Raw genomic sequence first — 17,312 nt, forward strand, 5'->3', positions numbered from 1 at the left:
GAAACCTTCATGCAGGCGCAGACTGTACCGCTGGCGATGGCCCGGGTCAACCGGGCCGGCTTGCGGCACAGGCCTTGCTGACGTCGATGTTGTTTGACCTCACGCCTCCAGGGAGACTCATATGGCAACATCCAGGACACCCACGTCCGGCCGCCCGCCCAAACAGGCATCCGTCGACACCGCTTTCGGCAATACCGACAGCGGCCCGGCGCTGCCGCCCGATCCCAAGAACAAGAACCCCTCTGTCGCCAAGGCCGCCGAAGTGGACGCCATGGCGCGAGCCATGCCGTACAACCCCACAAAAGAATACGAGCATGGTCATGACAACGCCCTGGCCCCGAAAGCGGGCGCCGTGTCGCCGCCGGGTTCGGCCGACGCCACAGGCAGCACGCCGTCGGAAAAGAATCAAACCGCGAAGTATGGCGGGCAGGCCCAGTCTGGCCGAAATGCCGTGGGCGGTTCGCTGGATCGGGTACGAGCCGATGCCGACGGTCAGATGCTTACGACCAACCAAGGCGTGCGCATCGCCGATAACCAGAACTCCTTGAAAGCCGGCCTGCGCGGACCGGCGCTGCTGAAAGATTTCATCCTGCGGGAAAAAATCACGCACTTCGATCATGAGCGCATTCCAGAGCGGATCGTACACGCGCGCGGATCGGGCGCGCATGGCTATTTCGAATGCTATAAGCCCTTAAGCGAATTGACCCGCGCATCGCTGTTCGCCGAGGCGGGCAAAATCACGCCGGTTTTCGTCCGCTTCTCGACGGTGGCGGGCGAGCGCGGCTCCAAGGACACCGCGCGCGACGTTCGCGGGTTCGCGGTCAAGTTTTACACCGACGAGGGTAATTGGGATCTGGTGGGCAACAATATGCCGGTGTTCTTCATCCAGGACGCCATGAAGTTTCCGGACCTCGTCCATGCGGTCAAACCCGAGCCCCACCATGCCATGCCGCAAGCCGCTTCGGCGCATGACACCTATTGGGACTTTGTGTCGCTCATGCCCGAATCCACCCATATGCTGATGTGGCAGATGTCGGACCGGGCGATTCCCCGCAGTTTCCGCATGATGCAGGGATTCGGCGTGCACACCTTCCGCTTCGTCAACGAGGCCGGCCAGTCGGTATTCGTCAAGTTCCACTGGAATCCCAAGCTGGGGACGCACTCCCTGGTCTGGGACGAAGCGGTAAAGATCTCAGGCGCCGATCCGGACTTCAACCGAAGGGATCTGTGGGAGGCCATCGATGCGGGCGAATACCCGGAATGGGAGCTGTGCGTACAGACCTTTACCGAAGAGCAGGCAGCCAGCTTCAGTTTCGACGTCCTGGACGCGACCAAGATCGTCCCCGAGGAGCTCATTCCGGTACAGCCCGTGGGCCGCATGGTGCTGAACCGCAATCCCGACAACTTTTTCGCCGAGACCGAGCAGGTCGCCTTCTGTGCCGCCCATATCGTGCCTGGCATCGATTTCAGCAATGACCCATTGCTGGCCGGCCGCATCCATTCCTATGTGGACACTCAGATCTCCCGCCTCGGCGGCCCCAATTTCCACGAAATCCCCATCAATGCGCCTCTGGCCCCCGTCCAGAACAACCAGCGCGACGGCATGCATCGCCAGACCGTGCATCGCGGCCGCGCGGCTTACGAACCCAATTCGCTGGGCGGCGGCTGTCCCTTCCAGGCGGGAACAGCCGGATTCACATCCTTTCCCGAACCGGTGGAGCAGGACGAAATACGCGGCAAGCCGGAAAAATTCGCCGAGCACTACAACCAGGCGACCCTGTTTTACGAAAGCCAGACCGCCTTCGAGAAGAAGCATATCGCGGATGCCTTCCGCTTCGAGCTCAGCAAGGTAACGGTGGCGCCGGTAAGGGAACGAGTCGTGTCCATGTTGCGCAACGCCTCCGAGGAACTGGCGGCGACCATCGCCCTGGGGCTGGGCATGGAGCTGCCGCCGGCAATGCCTCGCGCGCTACCGGACCCGCCGCAGCCGGAGATAAGCGATTCGCCCGCGCTTTCGCTTCTGGCGCGACCCGGGGACGGCAGCGTCAGGACACGCAAGGTCGCCATCCTGGTGGCGGACGGCGTGGATGCCGCGTCGACTTGGTCCATGGCGAACGCACTGCAAGCGGAAGGAGCAATTGTCCGCCTGGTCGGACCACGCGTGGGACCATTCAAGGCATCCGACGGCTCTCTGATCGACGCCGATGCGTCCCTGGAAAACCAGCCCGCCGTACTGTTCGACGCCCTGGTCGCGCCGGACGGCCCACAGGCCATCGAAACCCTGGTGTCTGATGGCCGCGCCCGGGAATTCATACAGGACCAATACCGCCATTGCAAAACCATCATGGCGGTCGGCAACGCGGCCATGCTGCTGGAGGCCGCGGGCCTTCCGGTGGACACCGAGGATGCCGGATTGATGGTCACACAGGAATGCGACGCGTCGAGCGCGGCATGGTTCGTCCAGGCGCTGGCCAAGCACCGCCATTACGAAAGGGAATCCGACCCGCCCCTGGTGTAAACAGCCTTTCGCTTTTCTTTTTCTGTTGCCTGCCGCCCTACGCCCAAAGCGCCGGGGCGGCTTTTCTTGGCGTGGCGGCGTAAAATCGTATCGAATCCCTTGGTTTTCCGGCTCTCCCTATAGCACTATGCATGCCCCGCCCCTGGCTGTGAACCGCAGCGCTTTTCCCTACGACTACGCCCGCATCGAATCCGTCGTTTCGGAATTCCTGCCTCGATGGCGCGACATGGGCTTCGATGCCGTCGTAGCCATTGCGCGCGGGGGCCTGGTTCCGGCGCTGATGGCGTCCACCGAATTAAGCGTGCCCCTGCATGCGCTTTCGTATTCCCGCGCGGACCGCCGCGTATCGTGGTTCACCGTCAGCCAACCCCCGGCAAAATCCAGACTGCTGCTGGTTGAAGATATCGCGGGACGGGGCACGACCTTGTCCGACTGCATCGAGTTCCTGCGCCGGCAGGGATACGAGTTCAGCGTCTTCACCCTGGCCTACGATGCCGACTCGCGCGTCCAGCCCGATTTCGGCATGGAGATCCCCATGGGGTTCCGGGCCTGGTTTCCATGGGAAAGAACGTCAATAACAGAGTCGTTCGGGCAAACCCGCAACTGCCCGGACCAGCCGGAGTATCGCTACGCGTCATGGGCCATCGATCTGGACGGCGTGCTACTGATGGACTTGCCCGAACAGCAATACGCGCAGGCGCTGCACGAAACTCTGGCGCAACGCGACCTGCTGCTGCCGGCCGAGGTCCTGCCCGGCCTGGATTTGACCGATATCACCATCATTACGGGCCGGCCCGAACAGGACAGGACTCGCACGCAGGCCTGGCTGAACCGCCATGGATTCCACGGACCGCTGGTCATGCGCGACGAGCGCCGCCATACGGCTGAACAAACGCCGCAACACAAAGCCGAGTCCATCCTTGCCCGCTGCCACACCCACTTCATAGAAAGCGATCCCATCCAGGCGCTGGACATTGCCCATCGCGCCAAGGTGGCCAGGGTCATATGGTGGAATGGCGGCCAGGCGCTGGCGGTTTACGCCAATCCTGTCGCATCGTTGCACCTGGCATAGACACAAGCTTTACCATGCCTGCATAACATCGGCGGCACATGCGAAAATCGTGGCCGGGAATTTGTTGTACTTTTAATTAAAATGAAGCATTCCGCCTAGTCCGATATTGATTCCATACTAATAAACCAGGAGCCAGACTTGCCTACGCCTTCCAAAATGACTTGCGTCGAAGACTTCCGCCAATTGGCGGAACGCCGCGTGCCCCGGATGTTCTACGATTACGCCGATTCCGGCTCTTGGACTGAAAGCACTTACCGCGCCAACGAGGAAGACTTCCAGAAGCTGAAATTCCGTCAGCGGGTGGCCGTCGACATCGAGAAGCGCACGCACCGCTCTTCCATGATAGGCATCGATGTGGCCATGCCGGTGGCGATCGCCCCCACCGGCCTGACCGGCATGCAACACGCCGACGGCGAAATCCTGGGCGCCAAGGCGGCTGAAAAATTCGGCATACCTTTTACCTTGTCCACCATGAGCATCTGCTCCATCGAAGACATTGCCGCTCATACCAGCAAGCCTTTCTGGTTCCAGCTGTATGTCATGCGCGACCGCGACTTCATGGAGCGCCTGATCGACCGGGCCAAGGCGGCGAATTGCTCGGCGCTGGTGCTTACCCTGGACCTTCAGGTACTGGGCCAGCGCCACAAAGACATAAAGAATGGCCTGTCCACGCCGCCCAAGCCCACGTTGGCGAACCTGATCAATCTGGCCACCAAGCCGCGCTGGTGCCTGAACATGCTGGGCACCAAGCGGCGCAGCTTCGGCAATATCGTCGGCCATGCCAAAGGCGTAAGCGACCTTTCCTCGCTGTCCTCCTGGACGGCCGAACAGTTCGATCCCTGCCTCAGCTGGAAAGACATCGAGTGGATCAAGGAAAGATGGGGCGGCAAGCTGGTCCTGAAAGGAATCATGGACGAGCAGGATGCGCGCCTGGCCGTGGAATCGGGCGCCGATGCGCTGCTGGTATCCAACCACGGCGGGCGCCAGCTTGACGGCGCCCCTTCATCGATATCGGCCGTACCGCGCATTGCGCATGCCGTGGGCAAAGAAATTGAAGTCTGGATGGATGGCGGAATACGTTCCGGGCAAGACGTATTGAAGGCCATAGCGCTGGGCGCCAAAGGCACCATGATAGGCCGCTCCTTCCTGTACTCGCTGGGCGCCATGGGCGAGGCCGGCGTCTACCGCTGCCTGCAGATGATCGCCAACGAACTGGACATCACCATGGGCTTCTGCGGGCATACCGACATCCATAATATCGACCGCTCCATCTTGCTGAATCCGGAGATTTTCGATTGATGAACTCTCCTTCCCAAACCCACGCCGTCGTCGTCGGCGGCGGCAACATGGGCGCCGATGTGGCGGTCGTCCTGTTGCGCGCGCAGTGCCGCACGACCATCGTCGAGCCGGACGCCTCCCGGCACGCGAATATCGCGGGGCGCATAAACGCCAGCCTGGCCCATCTGGATTGCGCCCAGAACAAGCGTTACGCCACCATCGTTTCTTCGCTGGAAGATGCCGATTGGGCTGCCGCCCGGCTGGTCATCGAATGCATCCCCGAACAGCTTGACCTGAAGCAAAAATTGTTCGGCAAGCTGGTGGACCTGTCCACCCCAGACACGGTCCTGTGCAGCAACAGCTCCAGCTACCCTATCAGCCAGATCGCCCAAGGGCTGCCCACGCAGAATCGCATGCTGGGCCTGCACTTCTTCATGCCCGCGCACATTATCCCCCTGGTCGAAGTGGTGTTGGGCCCCGATACCGACGCAAGCCTGGGCGATGCGCTGGCGGCCTTCATGCGCCGCTGCGGCAGCGTCCCGGTCCTGGTCAAAAAGGACGTCCCGGGCTTTCTGGCCAACCGCCTTCAGCACGCCCTGGCGCGTGAAGCTTATGCATTGATCGAGCAAGGCATTGCCAGCCCCGAAGATATCGACGCCGCCGTGCGTTTCGGTTTCGGTTTCCGCTACCTGGCCGCCGGCCCCGTGCTCCAGCGCGACCATGGCGGCCTGGACGTGCACTGCGCCGCTGCCCGCACCATGTATCCCACCCTTTGCAATGCCGACTCACCCGCCTCCATACTGGCCGAACGCGCCGATGCGGGGAAAACCGGCATGAAGGCGGGCGAAGGCTTCTACAAGTGGACACCTGAAAGCATCGAAGCCGAGCGCAAGCGCTACGATGCGCTGCTGCGAGCCGGACTGGAACTGCTGGCCGCCGAGCTGCCTGAAATCAAGCCCTGAAACGCCGTGGCGCGAATCAAGCCGAAGGATCGGTCGTTTCACCGCTAAGGCGCGGCCGATCCGCTTCCTCGCGGCTCAAAGGCTGCACTTCCCGCATGGATTGAAGGCAGCGGGTCGTCAGGCGCTGATACTGCCGTGTACCGAAAGATTTATGGGCAATATCGGCATCGGTCAATTCCCGTAATACCCGCGCCGGCGCCCCCACCACCAAGCGGCGCGAAGGAACCACCAGACCGGCTTTCACGAAGGCCATGGCTGCGACAATGCTCGATTCGCCGATCACCGCCTGGTCCATCACAACCGCATTCATCCCGACCAGCGCATTTCGCCCTATCGTGCAGCCATGCAGGACGGCGCCATGCCCTATATGCCCATCCGCTTCGACCACCGTGTCGTTTTCGGCAACGCCGTGGATGACACAGGTATCCTGCACATTGGAACCCTCTTTCAGGACGATGCGCCCGAAGTCGCCGCGCAGACTGGCCAGCGGCCCCACATAGACACCCGGCCCCACGATGACATCGCCTATCAATACCGCGCTGGGATGCACGTAAGCGGACGGATCAACCACGGGCGTGATTCCATCGATGGCATAGACTTTCAGCATGGTATGGTCTCCGGAGTTTTATTGGTATACGGCGTCGCACAAGGCCAAGCTGCAATGTACCAGCAAGAAAGCATGGCCATCAACGCCAGCCGTCCATCGCATCACGCCCGCTGCTGTGATTAAATTGCCCCTACACAGGAACGGCAAGGAAACGGAATGGCGCAGCACGTATTGGTAACAGGCGGCAGCAAGGGCATAGGCAAAGCCATAGTGGAGCGACTCTCGCAGGATGGGCTTCACCCCATCAACCTGGACATCAATCCGCCCGCGGCCCTTTCCCCGAATGAACTATATGTTCCCATCGACTTGCTGGACACGGAATCCCTGCGTACTTGCTTGAGCACGCTGCAGTCCCGGTATGCCATTACCCGTTTGGTCAACAATGCCGGGATGGTCCAGCCTGCCTCGCTGGAGGAAACCGATATCAAGGCATTGCGCAAGGTCGCCCGGCTGAACCTGGAAGTGCCCCTGCTCCTGACGCAAAGCGTGCTGCCCACCATGAAGTCGGCCGGATTCGGCAGGATAGTCAACATCAGTTCGCGGGCCGCGCTGGGCAAGGAATTGCGCAGCGCCTACTCCGCCTCGAAAGCCGGCCTGATCGGCCTGACGCGCACTTGGGCACTGGAGCTGGCGCGCCACGGAATCACCGTCAATGCGATCGGCCCCGGCCCCATAGCCACCGAACTGTTCATGAACGCCAACCCACCCGACGCGGAGCGAACCCGCCAGATTCTGGCCAGCGTACCCGTGCAAAGGCTGGGCCGGCCGGAGGAGGTCGCGCACGGCGTGGCCAGCTTCATGGACGAGCGCGCCGGCTTCATCACCGGCCAGGTGCTGTACATATGCGGAGGGATAACCGTCGGTTTGTGCGGCGCCTGACAAGCCGCAAGGCACGATATTTGCCCCTTCTCGGTTTTATCGCGGGAGGCAGGTATGAAACGAAAGCACGATGTCCCCAGGTCGGCGAGCCGCGCGATATTCGGCTTGGGCGCGGCGGCGGGGCTGGCGCTGCTAAGCGCTTGCGCGGGGTCCTCCAAATTGCCCGAACAGGCCAGCTTCGGCCCTGAACCGCAACTTCCCAAGCCAAGCAAGGCGCTGCTGCCCACGATCAAGATGGCGGAAGCGATTGGCTGGCGAGACGGCGCCGCCCCCGGAGCGCCTGAAGGCTTCAAGGTCAGCCGCTATGCGGAAGGCCTGGACCATCCCCGCTGGGTCTATGTGCTTCCCAACGGCGACGTCCTGGTGGCCGAATCCAATGCGCCGGAGCGCCCCGTTCGGAACGATAAGCTGCGGCTCAGAACCATGAGCTATTTCATGCAGAAGGCGGGAGCGGGCACGCCCAGCGCGGACCGCATCACGCTTTTGCGAGACGCCGATGGCGACGGCCGAGCGGAAATCAAGCAGCCCTTCCTGGAAGGGTTGAATTCACCCTTCGGCATGGCCTTGGTGGGCGATCACCTATACGTCGCCAATACGGATGCCATCATGCGCTTTCCCTATAAGCAGGGAGACATCCGCATCAGCGCATCCGGAGAGAAACTTACCGACCTGCCGGCCGGCCCTTTGAATCATCATTGGACAAAAAACATTCTGGCATCGCCCGACGGCAGGCGCCTTTATGCCACGGTCGGCTCCAACAGCAATGTGGGTGAGAACGGCCTGGACAAGGAAGAAGGCCGGGCGGCCATCTGGGAAGTGGATCTTTCGAACGGAGAAAAACGCTTGTTTGCCACCGGCCTGCGCAACCCCAACGGCATGGACTGGGAACCCGCTACGGGCACGCTGTGGACGGTGGTGAACGAACGCGATGAGCTGGGGAGCGATCTGGTTCCAGACTACCTTACCTCGGTGAAGAAAGATGGCTTCTATGGCTGGCCGTACAGCTACTTCGGCGGCATCGTGGATGCGCGGGTAAAGCCGCAACGGCCCGAACTGGTGGACAAGGCGATCAAGCCCGATTACGCGATGGGAACGCACACCGCCGTGCTGGGTCTCGTTTTCTATCAAGCAAACCTATTCCCGCCGCACTATCGCGGCGGAGCCTTCGTGGGCATGCACGGGTCCTGGAACCGGAAACCGCCCAGCGGCTATAAAGTGGCATTCGTACCGTTCAACAATGGCAGGCCCGACGGCATGCCGCAAGACTTTCTGACCGGCTTTCTGAATGACAAGGGACAAGCCCGGGGCCGGCCGGTGGGCGTGGCCGTGGACAGCCGGGGCGGACTGCTGGTTGCGGATGATGTGGGGAATATTATCTGGCGTGTTGCGCCGGCGTAAGCTCAGCCGGGAGCTACCGCCCCGCCGCTTCTCGCCACTGGCTGAATTTCGTCTCTGTTGCCGGCTCTGTGGCCGGATACAAACCAAGAATCGACTCTCCGTTCAGGACTTGCTCGGTAACGAAATCCTCAAAGACCGTCATCTCGGCCGCCTCCGATGCAATCTCCCCGGCCAGGTGCGCCGGAATGACAACCACCCCTTCCGCGTCTCCCACCACGACGTCGCCAGGAAAGACCGCCACGTCTCCGCAGCCAATTGGATCGTTGAGAGCAATAGCTTGATGCAGCGTCAAATTGGTCGGTGCCGATGGCCGATTATGATAAGCAGGAATCGATAGGCGGGCGATCTCGGGCGAATCGCGAAACCCTCCATCGGTCACAACACCGGCAACCTTGCGCATCATCAGCCGCGATACCAGAATCGACCCTGCGGAAGCGGCCCTGGGATCCTTTCGACTATCTATGACAAGTACGGCCCCCTCCGGACACTGCTCGACAGCCAGGCGCTGAGGATGGGATCGGTCGCGAAATACCGCAAGCGGGTTCAAGTCTTCCCGGGCAGGAATGTAGCGCAAAGTGAAGGCTTCCCCCACCATGTTCTCAAGTTGCGTATTGAGAGGTCGAACATCCTGGATAAATTGGTTACGCAAGCCGCGCTTAAAAAGGGCTGTGCATAATGTCGCGGTGCTGACGCGCTTCAATTTCTGCCGCGTGCTGTCATCAAGTTTGGTCATCGGTGTAGTCCATGGAAAGTAGCAAAATCTGGAGGGATAAAACGGTTGGCGAAGCGCTTAGACGATCCCCGCATCGCGAAGATCAGCCACCTGCTCCGCGGCATATCCAAGCCATTCATGCAGAATTTCTTGAGTATGCTCACCCAGGACCGGCGGTGCGGACCAGCCTTCTGTTATATCGAACGCCGAGAATTTCACGGCTGGACCCAAGGTTGGAATTTCGCCATATTTTTCGTGATGCAGACGCTGTTCCATCTGTCGATGCCGCACTTGCGGATGCGAAAAAACACCCTGCATGTTGTTTACCACGGAGCATGGAACTTTCGCTTCGTCCAGCTTGGCTGCCAGTTCCTCGGTTCGATGCCGGGCTATTTCCGCATCAAGAATCGTATAGAGCTCATCCCGGTTGTTGACCCGGTCCTGCAGCTCAATGAAGCGCGGATCGGAGATCAGGTCTTGGCGCTTCAGCACCTTGCACAGCTCTGCAAACAAGTTGGAAAAGCCCGCCCCGATCACGATCCAGCCATCTAATGAACGAAATGCCTTGTAGGGCACTTGCTGGGCATGTTCGGATCCCCATTTCTCGGGCTCTTTTCCCAGAATCAAGTATTCGAGCGCGGCATTCGCAAGAAAAGCCACCTCGGACTCAAGCAGGCTCGTCTCGATTCTTTGGCCCGTTCCGGAAACGGTGCGCTGCAGCAGCGCGGCCAGTACAGCCGCATAGCAATTGGTTCCGGTGATGATGTCGAACGCCGAGGTTCCCATTTTTATTGGCGCACCGCCTCGCTCACCGGTGATATTCATGTAGCCGCCAATAGCCTGTATCGTCAGATCGAAGGCCCCCTTCATGCTGTCGGGTCCGTCCGCGCCGAACCCCGACATGCTGGCGTAGATAAGGCGGGGGTTGTCCGCGGCCAGGCTGTCATAGTCCAGCCCCAGTCTTTGCATGACTCCTGGGCGGAAATTTTCCAGCACCACATCCGCCTTTAGACATAGTTCACGTGCAATGGCTTTGCCGCGATCGGTCTGCATATCCAGAGCGATCGATCGCTTGTTGCGATTAGCGGCATAGTAGGTCAGCCCGTTACCCTCATGAAATGGAGGCCCTTGCGTACGCAAGGGATCCCCCTCTCGGGGGATTTCCACCTTGACGATCTCGGCGCCAAGATCACCGAGCAGTTGAGCGCAATAGGGGCCTGCCAGTATCCGCGTAAAATCCGCTACGCGTATCCCTGTGAGTGGTTTGTTGGTTGACTTCATGGTTGGAGTTCCAGTTCCTTTACATGCATGTTCTTAGCTGCCGATAAAAACCGGTTTACGCTTCTCGAAGTGGGCCCGAATGCCTTCCTCATAATCATGAGTGCCCTCAAGGGGCTGGCGAAGCATCTGGTCCAGCTTGGCGGCTTCGTCCAAAGGCAGGTCGCCGCCCTCATTGATGGACCGCTTCACGGCGGCCAGCCCCAAGGGACTGGTTTTCTCGACTTCCCTGGCAAACTCCAGCGCTGCATCAAGAAGAGCGGGTCGTGAGACGACACGCTCGACCAGTCCTATACGATAGGCCTCATGCGCATCAATGCGGCGCGCTGTAAAAAACAATTGCTTGGCCCGGGCCGGCCCCACGATACGCGGCAACATCAAGGCAGCGCCACTGCCTGGATAAGCGCCCAGGGTCATCTCGGGCCAGCCGAAGCGCGCATCATCCGCGGCAATACGGGTATCGCAATACAAGGCAAGCTCGAACCCTCCTCCAAGGCACCATCCCCCGATCGCAGCAATAACCGCTTTCGGAGAGTTGAACAAAGCCTGATTCAGCTTCCAGCCTCCTCGACTTTGCGCCCACTTCTCCTCGGGCGAAAGCGTCCGACGCTCTTTCAGGTCCGTGCCTGCGCAAAATGCTTTTTCACCCGCGCCTGTCAAGATGACAGAGCGGCAGTCGCGGTCCTCGGACGCCTCTTTTACCGCGTCGATCAGCCTGTCTACCAACTCGTGCGACAAGGCATTCATCGATTCCGGCCTGTTCAGCGTCAGCATCACCGCTTTGTCAATTTTCTCGTATATCAGCACCGTCATGGCATCCCTCCTTTAGTCTCAAGATTCATTCAATACCGCAACGGCCGATCTCAAGCTCGCCGGTTTGAGTTTTACGCACGCTGACGTGGCACATCCAATTGCGGTCGTCGCGGATCGGGTAATCATCCCTCCAGTGCGCTCCCCTGCTTTCCGTTCTTTCCAGGCAAGAGCGGCTAACCGCCTTTGCCGCCATGATAAAACTGATGGCCTCCAGCGCCTTTACCCGATCCGCGGGCTTGTCCAGGCACAAGCCCGCGCGCAACTCATCATGCAGGATGCGCAAATCTTCCAAGGCGCTAAGCAGATCGCGTTCCGTACGTACAATGCCGGCATGATCAAGCATCGTTTGCCGCACAGCATTCTTGATATCTTCCGGCCGAGGGCCATCGGCCCGATCCGGCAAGCTGGTCAGCTTCTCCATCGCGCTCGCAACAATACCGGCCCAAGGCAGTCCACTCAGCTTCCTGCGGCCGGAGGCCGCCGCCGCGCCAGCGATCCCACCGAAAATTATGGCATCGCTTCCGCCATTGCCGGCTATCCGGCTTGCCCCGTGCACACCGCCGCTGGCCTCTCCGGCCGCATACAATCCCTGGATTCCGGTATGGCAATTCGCGTCGATCCGTATGCCGCCCATATGGCTGTGCGCAGCCGGTTTTACCCATATGGGACCCCGGCCGGGATCGATGCCCGCGAGCCTTAACCGCTTGCAATGAGCGATGTAGCTTTCCAGGCGTGATGGCGGAATATTGGACGTATCAAAAAGGACAGTGCCCTCTTTTTCCGCCCTTCCCGCGCTGACCTCAGACTGGATGGCCAGTGCAATCTTGGCTTTCTCTATCTGCATTTCACCGTGCCCGGGGTTGTGTTCCAGCATGAAGCGCTGCCCCAGCCTGTTTCGCAAGGTGGCGCCGTCGGCAAACATGGCCGTAGGCATCTCCATGCCACAGCATGGGCCGGGCTCCACAATGACCGTCGGCTCAAACTGGACGAATTCCATATCTATCAGCGTCGCCCCGCTGTCGAGCGCAAAAGCGTATGAATCGGCGGTAATGTCGGGGGGATAGGTGCTGTTTCCATATATGGCCCCCACCCCTCCCATCGCCAGCACGGTAGACGCCGCCCGCACAGCCACCATACGCGTCCCGTCCCTGCGGCAAAGCAAGGCGCCAACCACAGAGGAGGCGTGTTGAAGAAGACTTATCGCTTTCCAGCCCGCAAGCTTTTGTATCCCCTGTTCGTCGGACAACTCGACCAGGCGGCTCACGGCAAGCCGCCCGATGCCGTTAGGATGATAGACCGAGCGGGCAAATGTGTTTCCGGATAAATGCCGGCGTGCTATGACGCCCCCATCGAACTGCAGCGGCACACCGATTTCGATCAGGTCGCGCAAAGCCGCGGCGGCATTGCCTGCCATGACCTCAACCAGCCGCCTGTCGTTTATGCCATAGCCGCCTTCGATGGTATCGCGCGCATACGCCTCAATCGAATCGGGTGAATCCGCGCCCTCTCGTGGAACATTGAAACCGATAATATGCTGCGAAGCGCCCTTGGCCTGGTAAGCGATGACCACCTTGGCGCCTGAGCGCCTGGCGGCGTTGGCGGCTCTATAACCGGCCAGCCCGCCGCCCAGCACCAGTACATCCGTATCAACTGTTTCTATCGAAGCAGCCATCACCCATCCTCGTTCTCAAATTAGTCTTGTGCTGGTCAAGCACCCACAGACAGGGCAGGCTAGTTCGGGTCTATGCCCACGTCCTGGATGATCTTCATCCATTTCTTTTGCGCGCCGACCATCATTTCCTGCATTCCCGCGGGCGTGGAGCTGCGGCTGGTGACTCCCTGCTTGGAGAATGTCTCCTTGATCTCTGGCGATTTCACCGCCTCCACCAGCTCATGATTCAATTTCTGTATGATCGCCTCAGGTGTCCCGACGGGAACGGCAAAACCGAACTGGCCCACGACCACGTAGTCCGGATAACCCGATTCCTTGACTGTGGGCACATCCGGCATCGTTGACGAGCGTGTGTCGCCCGTCACCGCGAGCGCACGCAATTTGCCGGCGCGTATATGGGGAAGAAGAGCCAGCACATTTCCGAAAGTCACATCGATCTGACCGCCTATCAAATCGGTCACCACGGGACCATCGCCCTTATACGGAACGTGCGTAAGCTTTATATCCGCTGTGCTCAGGAACAGCTCCGTGCTCAGATGGCTGACCCCGCCAACGCCGGACGATCCATAGTTCAGGCTATTCGGCTTCGCCTTGGCAAGAGCCACGAACTCCTCAAGCGTTTTAGCCTTCACGCTCGGGTTGACGGCGATCACATAAGGCGTGTCTCCAACAAGCCCAAGCGCGTTGAAGCTCTTTACCGGATCGAAGGGAAGGTTTTTATACAGACCTTTGGACGATGTGTGCGGAACAAGATTCAAGATCAACAGCGTATAGCCATCGGGAGCCGAATTTGCCGCAAATGCGGCGCCAATGGTGCCCCCGGCACCAGGCCGATTGTCCACAACCACCGGAGTGCCCATTTGCTCCTGAAGCCTGGCGCCCACCGCGCGAGCCATGGCGTCGGTGCCGCCGCCTGGTGAAAAAGGAACAACAATGGTAATTGGTTTGTTCGGGTATGTGGATTGAGCTGCGACCACGCTGGCAGCCGCTGAAGCGAAACACGCGGCAAGGCCCAACAGGGAAAAACGAGGCCACGCCCCAAAGAATCCTGCGAAAGTCATGAGTTTATCTCCTATATTGTTGTTGGTCTCGACGGCAGCAAATTTGTATGCCATGCCTTGCCGTTGGCAACATTCTAAAGGTCTGCCTTACAAGCCGCCAAACGATAAAAACTTGGACATTCATGAGTTAAAGTCATAAACTTTCGAAATGTCCTGGCATATACCATCGATTTCATCGCTGCGAGCCTTTGAAGCTTCGGCAAGGCACATGAGTTTCACAAAGGCGGCGGCGGAGCTGCACCTGACCCAAAGCGCCGTCAGCAGGCAAATCGCGCTGATGGAAGAATCTCTGGGCCTGCTTCTTTTTCAAAGGGTACGGCAACGGCTGATTTTGACCGACGCGGGACAGCAGTACGCCGAGGCGGTAAGGGCCGCCCTCGGCCAGATACAAGAGGCCACGGTAACGCTGCTGGCTCACAAAGGGCGCGGCGGCGCGTTAAGAATCGCCACCGCCCCCGCATTCGCAACCAAATGGCTGATTCCCCGGCTGGCACGCTTCAACGACGCCCATCCGGGCATAGTCATCAACCTGTCAACGCGGGATGTGCCGTTCGATCTCGAGCGCGATGATTTCGACGCAGCCTTCCACTACGGCTCCAACGACTGGGCGAATGTTCTCTCGGAATCGCTGGTGGGCCATGATTTGGTTGCTGTCTGTTCTCCCACGTATCTTGAACAGCATCCCCGTATTGCCTCTCCCGTCGACTTGAAGGAGCATGTCCTGCTGCAGCAAACGAGGCGCCCAAGGAAATGGCGGGATTGGTTCGAGGCCATGGGAGTAAACGGCCTGGATGCCGGAGCCGGTCCAAGATTCGAACATTTCTATATGATTGCGCAAGCCGCTATCGCGCATCTGGGTATCGGGCTAGTGCCTCGCCTGCTGGTGGAAGACGACATTGCGAATGGCCGCCTTGTTGTGCCATTGCCTACACCGTTCTACAGCGGCGATTCTTATTGTCTGGTTTATCCGCCATCGAAACGGAATGATCCCAGGCTGGAACAGTTCCGTCGCTGGTTGATCAGCGAAGCCGAGACTAGCCTTGAGGGCCGGCCTGCGCTCCCTGCTCAAGAAACATGAGAAAGCGTTCAAAGGCCGCCCCAAACAACACCTCGTAACTGCTTTTTTCCACAAAGCCGATATGGGGCGTCGCCGTGACATTAAGGCCATCGTAGGGCCCGTTGGAAGCCAGAACAGGTTCGTCGTCGTGCACGTCCAGCGCCGCGGCGCCGGGCCTGCCCATCGCCAAGGCTTCCCGCAGCGCGCCGGGTTCGATCAGACCCGGCCGGCTGGTATTGACCAATAGCGCGGTCGGCTTCATAAGCGCCAGATCACTACGCCTTACCGAATGGCGGGACGTCTCGTTCATCCGCATATGCAAGGTCAGCACATCGCTGCGCCTGAAAAGAGCTTCGCGGCTTTCAGCCAGTTCCACGCCTGTCTCGCGCGCGGCGGTCCGAGTTTGTTCCCGGCCCCATACCAGAATCCGCATGCCGAAGGCCTGGCCATATTGCGCAAGCAGGCGCCCTATGCGGCCATAACCCAGTATGCCCAATGTCTGGCCCTGCACGGACTGCCCTATGCCGACGGGCGGATTGGTCTTATGCCATTGGCCCCGCGCCATGCTGGCCATGTATTCAGGCACGCGGCGCCTTGCATTAAGGATCAAGGCCCAGGTGATCTCCGCCGCCGAATGGCCGTCGCTTCCGCCACCTTCAATTATGGGAATGCCGAGCGCCGCGCAAGCGGCCTGGTCGATATGGGATGTCTCTGGCGCTCCCGCCGTGCCGGTTTGAACGATGGCCTTGAGTGACGGCAGCTTGTCCAGCAAGCCGGCGGTGATACGGCTGCGTTCCCGTATCAATACCAGGTACTGGACATCGGCCAGCAGATGGATCTGAGCAGCCCCAAGCGGCATGCTATCGATGATGCGGATGTCGGCCCCGGGCAGGTGCTGTTTCAGGCGGCTGAATGCCTCAAGCTCCGGGACGAGCTTCTGATAGTCATCGAGAATCGCAATGATCACGCGGGAGTTATTCATGAAGACCCATACCTTTCCTAATTCGCGGTAATGCCAGCCGTTTTTACCACTTTAGTCCATTTCGCCAGGTCGTCCTTGACGATCCGCGCCAATTCGGCCGGTGAGCGGTAGCTTGCATTGGATCCTTGCGCATTCATTTGCGCTTTGAACTCATCAGAGGTGATCACATTCTTCATGGCGGTCGCCAGCTTCTGCACGACATCGTCCGGCATATCGGCGGGGCCGAAAACCGAGAACCAGGCCTCAAGCTGAAATTCCGGCAGGCCCGCCTCGGCGGTGGTCGGAATATTCGGCAGCTTGGGGTGCCGTTGGGCGCTGGTAATGGCCAATGCGCGCAGTTTGCCCGCCTCGACATGGGGGATGGCCGTGGGCGGTGTGGTGATGAACATATTGATGCGGCCCGCCAGCAAGTCCTGCATGGCTGGCGCCGCGCCGCTATAGGGAACGTGCACCATATCGACCCCGGTCTGGAGCTGGAAGAGCTCGCCGCCCAGGTGCTGGATGGACCCCACGCCGGATGATGCGAAATTCATGGCGCCTGGGTTCTTCTTGGCCCTGTCGATGAACTCCTGCAAGGTCTTGGCCGGGGAGTCGGCCGGCACAAGAATCAGGTGCGGGCCGCGGATGACTTCGGCGATTGGGGTGAAATCCTTTATCGGATCCCAGGTCAGATCCTTCATCAGCACCGGATTTCCGGTGTGGAAGCCTTCGTATGAAAGCACCAGCGTGTAGCCGTCGGGTTTGGAACGCGCCACGTAGGCATTCGCGATGCCGCCGCTTGCGCCAGGACGGTTCTCCACGACCACAGTCTGGCCAAGTTCATCCTTCAATTGCTTGGCCAATGCGCGGCCGGCGATGTCCGTTGTGCCGCCGGCCGCGACCGGGATGATCAGTGTAATGGGCCGATTCGGAAAATCGTCGGCTGCGTGCGCGCTCATTGCGGTGGCCAGGACCAGGCCACCCGCCATTGTGCTCAACATCTTCTTGAACATTGGTGTCTCCCCATATGTATTGTTGGCATAA

General features: G+C 59.9%; 15 protein-coding genes. 7 read left to right on the top strand and 8 right to left on the bottom strand.

Going from position 1 to position 17,312, the window contains the following annotated elements; translation table 11 throughout:
- Window positions 1–121: 121 nt before the first annotated feature.
- From V0R37_RS21235 to V0R37_RS21250, 4 genes are all read left to right on the top strand, one after another.
- Window positions 122–2,518, top strand: coding sequence for a catalase (locus V0R37_RS21235; protein WP_420376413.1), 2,397 nt, complete (start codon window positions 122–124; stop codon window positions 2,516–2,518).
- A gap of 127 nt (window positions 2,519–2,645) precedes the next feature.
- On the top strand, window positions 2,646–3,590 hold the full coding sequence (locus V0R37_RS21240) for a phosphoribosyltransferase family protein (protein ID WP_420376414.1): 945 nt from the start codon (window positions 2,646–2,648) through the stop codon (window positions 3,588–3,590).
- 138 nt (window positions 3,591–3,728) lie between these two features.
- A complete protein-coding gene (locus V0R37_RS21245) occupies window positions 3,729–4,889 on the top strand; it encodes an alpha-hydroxy acid oxidase (RefSeq protein WP_420376415.1) in 1,161 nt (386 codons plus the stop codon).
- Window positions 4,889–5,830 carry a 3-hydroxyacyl-CoA dehydrogenase family protein gene (locus V0R37_RS21250; protein ID WP_420376416.1) on the top strand — a complete coding sequence of 314 codons (942 nt, stop codon included), beginning with the start codon at window positions 4,889–4,891 and terminating at the stop codon, window positions 5,828–5,830. Before V0R37_RS21245 ends, V0R37_RS21250 begins: the two co-directional genes overlap by 1 nt.
- 16 nt (window positions 5,831–5,846) lie before the next feature.
- On the opposite strand, the gene V0R37_RS21255 is transcribed toward V0R37_RS21250, so the two are convergent.
- Entirely contained in the window at window positions 5,847–6,437 is a 591-nt protein-coding gene (locus V0R37_RS21255; RefSeq protein ID WP_420376417.1) for a phenylacetic acid degradation protein PaaY, read from the bottom strand.
- 156 nt (window positions 6,438–6,593) lie between these two features.
- On the opposite strand from V0R37_RS21255, the gene V0R37_RS21260 reads away from it, so the two are divergent.
- Both V0R37_RS21260 and V0R37_RS21265 read left to right on the top strand, forming a co-directional pair.
- Window positions 6,594–7,316 (top strand): SDR family oxidoreductase, encoded by a 723-nt coding sequence (locus tag V0R37_RS21260; protein ID WP_420376418.1) that lies wholly within the window; start codon window positions 6,594–6,596, stop codon window positions 7,314–7,316.
- A gap of 54 nt (window positions 7,317–7,370) precedes the next feature.
- On the top strand, window positions 7,371–8,714 hold the full coding sequence (locus tag V0R37_RS21265; protein ID WP_420376419.1) for a PQQ-dependent sugar dehydrogenase: 1,344 nt from the start codon (window positions 7,371–7,373) through the stop codon (window positions 8,712–8,714).
- A gap of 13 nt (window positions 8,715–8,727) precedes the next feature.
- On the opposite strand, the gene V0R37_RS21270 is transcribed toward V0R37_RS21265, so the two are convergent.
- From V0R37_RS21270 to V0R37_RS21290, 5 genes are read right to left on the bottom strand one after another with little or no spacing between them, the layout of a single operon-like run.
- Window positions 8,728–9,447, bottom strand: a complete 720-nt coding sequence (locus V0R37_RS21270; protein ID WP_420376420.1) for a ribonuclease activity regulator RraA — start codon at window positions 9,445–9,447, stop codon at window positions 8,728–8,730.
- 57 nt (window positions 9,448–9,504) lie between these two features.
- Window positions 9,505–10,707 carry a CaiB/BaiF CoA transferase family protein gene (locus V0R37_RS21275; protein ID WP_420376421.1) on the bottom strand — a complete coding sequence of 401 codons (1,203 nt, stop codon included), beginning with the start codon at window positions 10,705–10,707 and terminating at the stop codon, window positions 9,505–9,507.
- Window positions 10,708–10,740: 33 nt separating this feature from the next.
- On the bottom strand, window positions 10,741–11,517 hold the full coding sequence (locus V0R37_RS21280) for an enoyl-CoA hydratase/isomerase family protein (protein ID WP_420376422.1): 777 nt from the start codon (window positions 11,515–11,517) through the stop codon (window positions 10,741–10,743).
- 25 nt (window positions 11,518–11,542) lie between these two features.
- Window positions 11,543–13,189 (bottom strand): FAD-binding protein, encoded by a 1,647-nt coding sequence (locus tag V0R37_RS21285; protein WP_420376423.1) that lies wholly within the window; start codon window positions 13,187–13,189, stop codon window positions 11,543–11,545.
- A gap of 59 nt (window positions 13,190–13,248) precedes the next feature.
- A complete protein-coding gene (locus V0R37_RS21290) occupies window positions 13,249–14,250 on the bottom strand; it encodes a Bug family tripartite tricarboxylate transporter substrate binding protein (RefSeq protein ID WP_420376424.1) in 1,002 nt (333 codons plus the stop codon).
- 148 nt (window positions 14,251–14,398) lie between these two features.
- On the opposite strand from V0R37_RS21290, the gene gcvA reads away from it, so the two are divergent.
- The gene (gene gcvA / locus V0R37_RS21295; protein ID WP_420376425.1) at window positions 14,399–15,328 is read left to right on the top strand and encodes a transcriptional regulator GcvA; all 930 of its coding nucleotides are present in this window, start codon (window positions 14,399–14,401) and stop codon (window positions 15,326–15,328) included.
- On the opposite strand, the gene V0R37_RS21300 is transcribed toward gcvA, so the two are convergent.
- Complete coding sequence (locus tag V0R37_RS21300) at window positions 15,285–16,289, bottom strand: D-2-hydroxyacid dehydrogenase family protein (RefSeq protein ID WP_420376426.1); 1,005 nt, start codon at window positions 16,287–16,289, stop codon at window positions 15,285–15,287. The two genes, gcvA and V0R37_RS21300, sit on opposite strands and share 44 nt — an antisense overlap.
- Window positions 16,290–16,306: 17 nt before the next feature.
- On the bottom strand, window positions 16,307–17,281 hold the full coding sequence (locus tag V0R37_RS21305; RefSeq protein WP_420376427.1) for a Bug family tripartite tricarboxylate transporter substrate binding protein: 975 nt from the start codon (window positions 17,279–17,281) through the stop codon (window positions 16,307–16,309).
- Window positions 17,282–17,312: the final 31 nt, after the last annotated feature.

The organism is Pollutimonas rozaliensis (assembly GCF_048751585.1).
Classification (GTDB): Bacteria; Pseudomonadota; Gammaproteobacteria; order Burkholderiales; family Burkholderiaceae_B.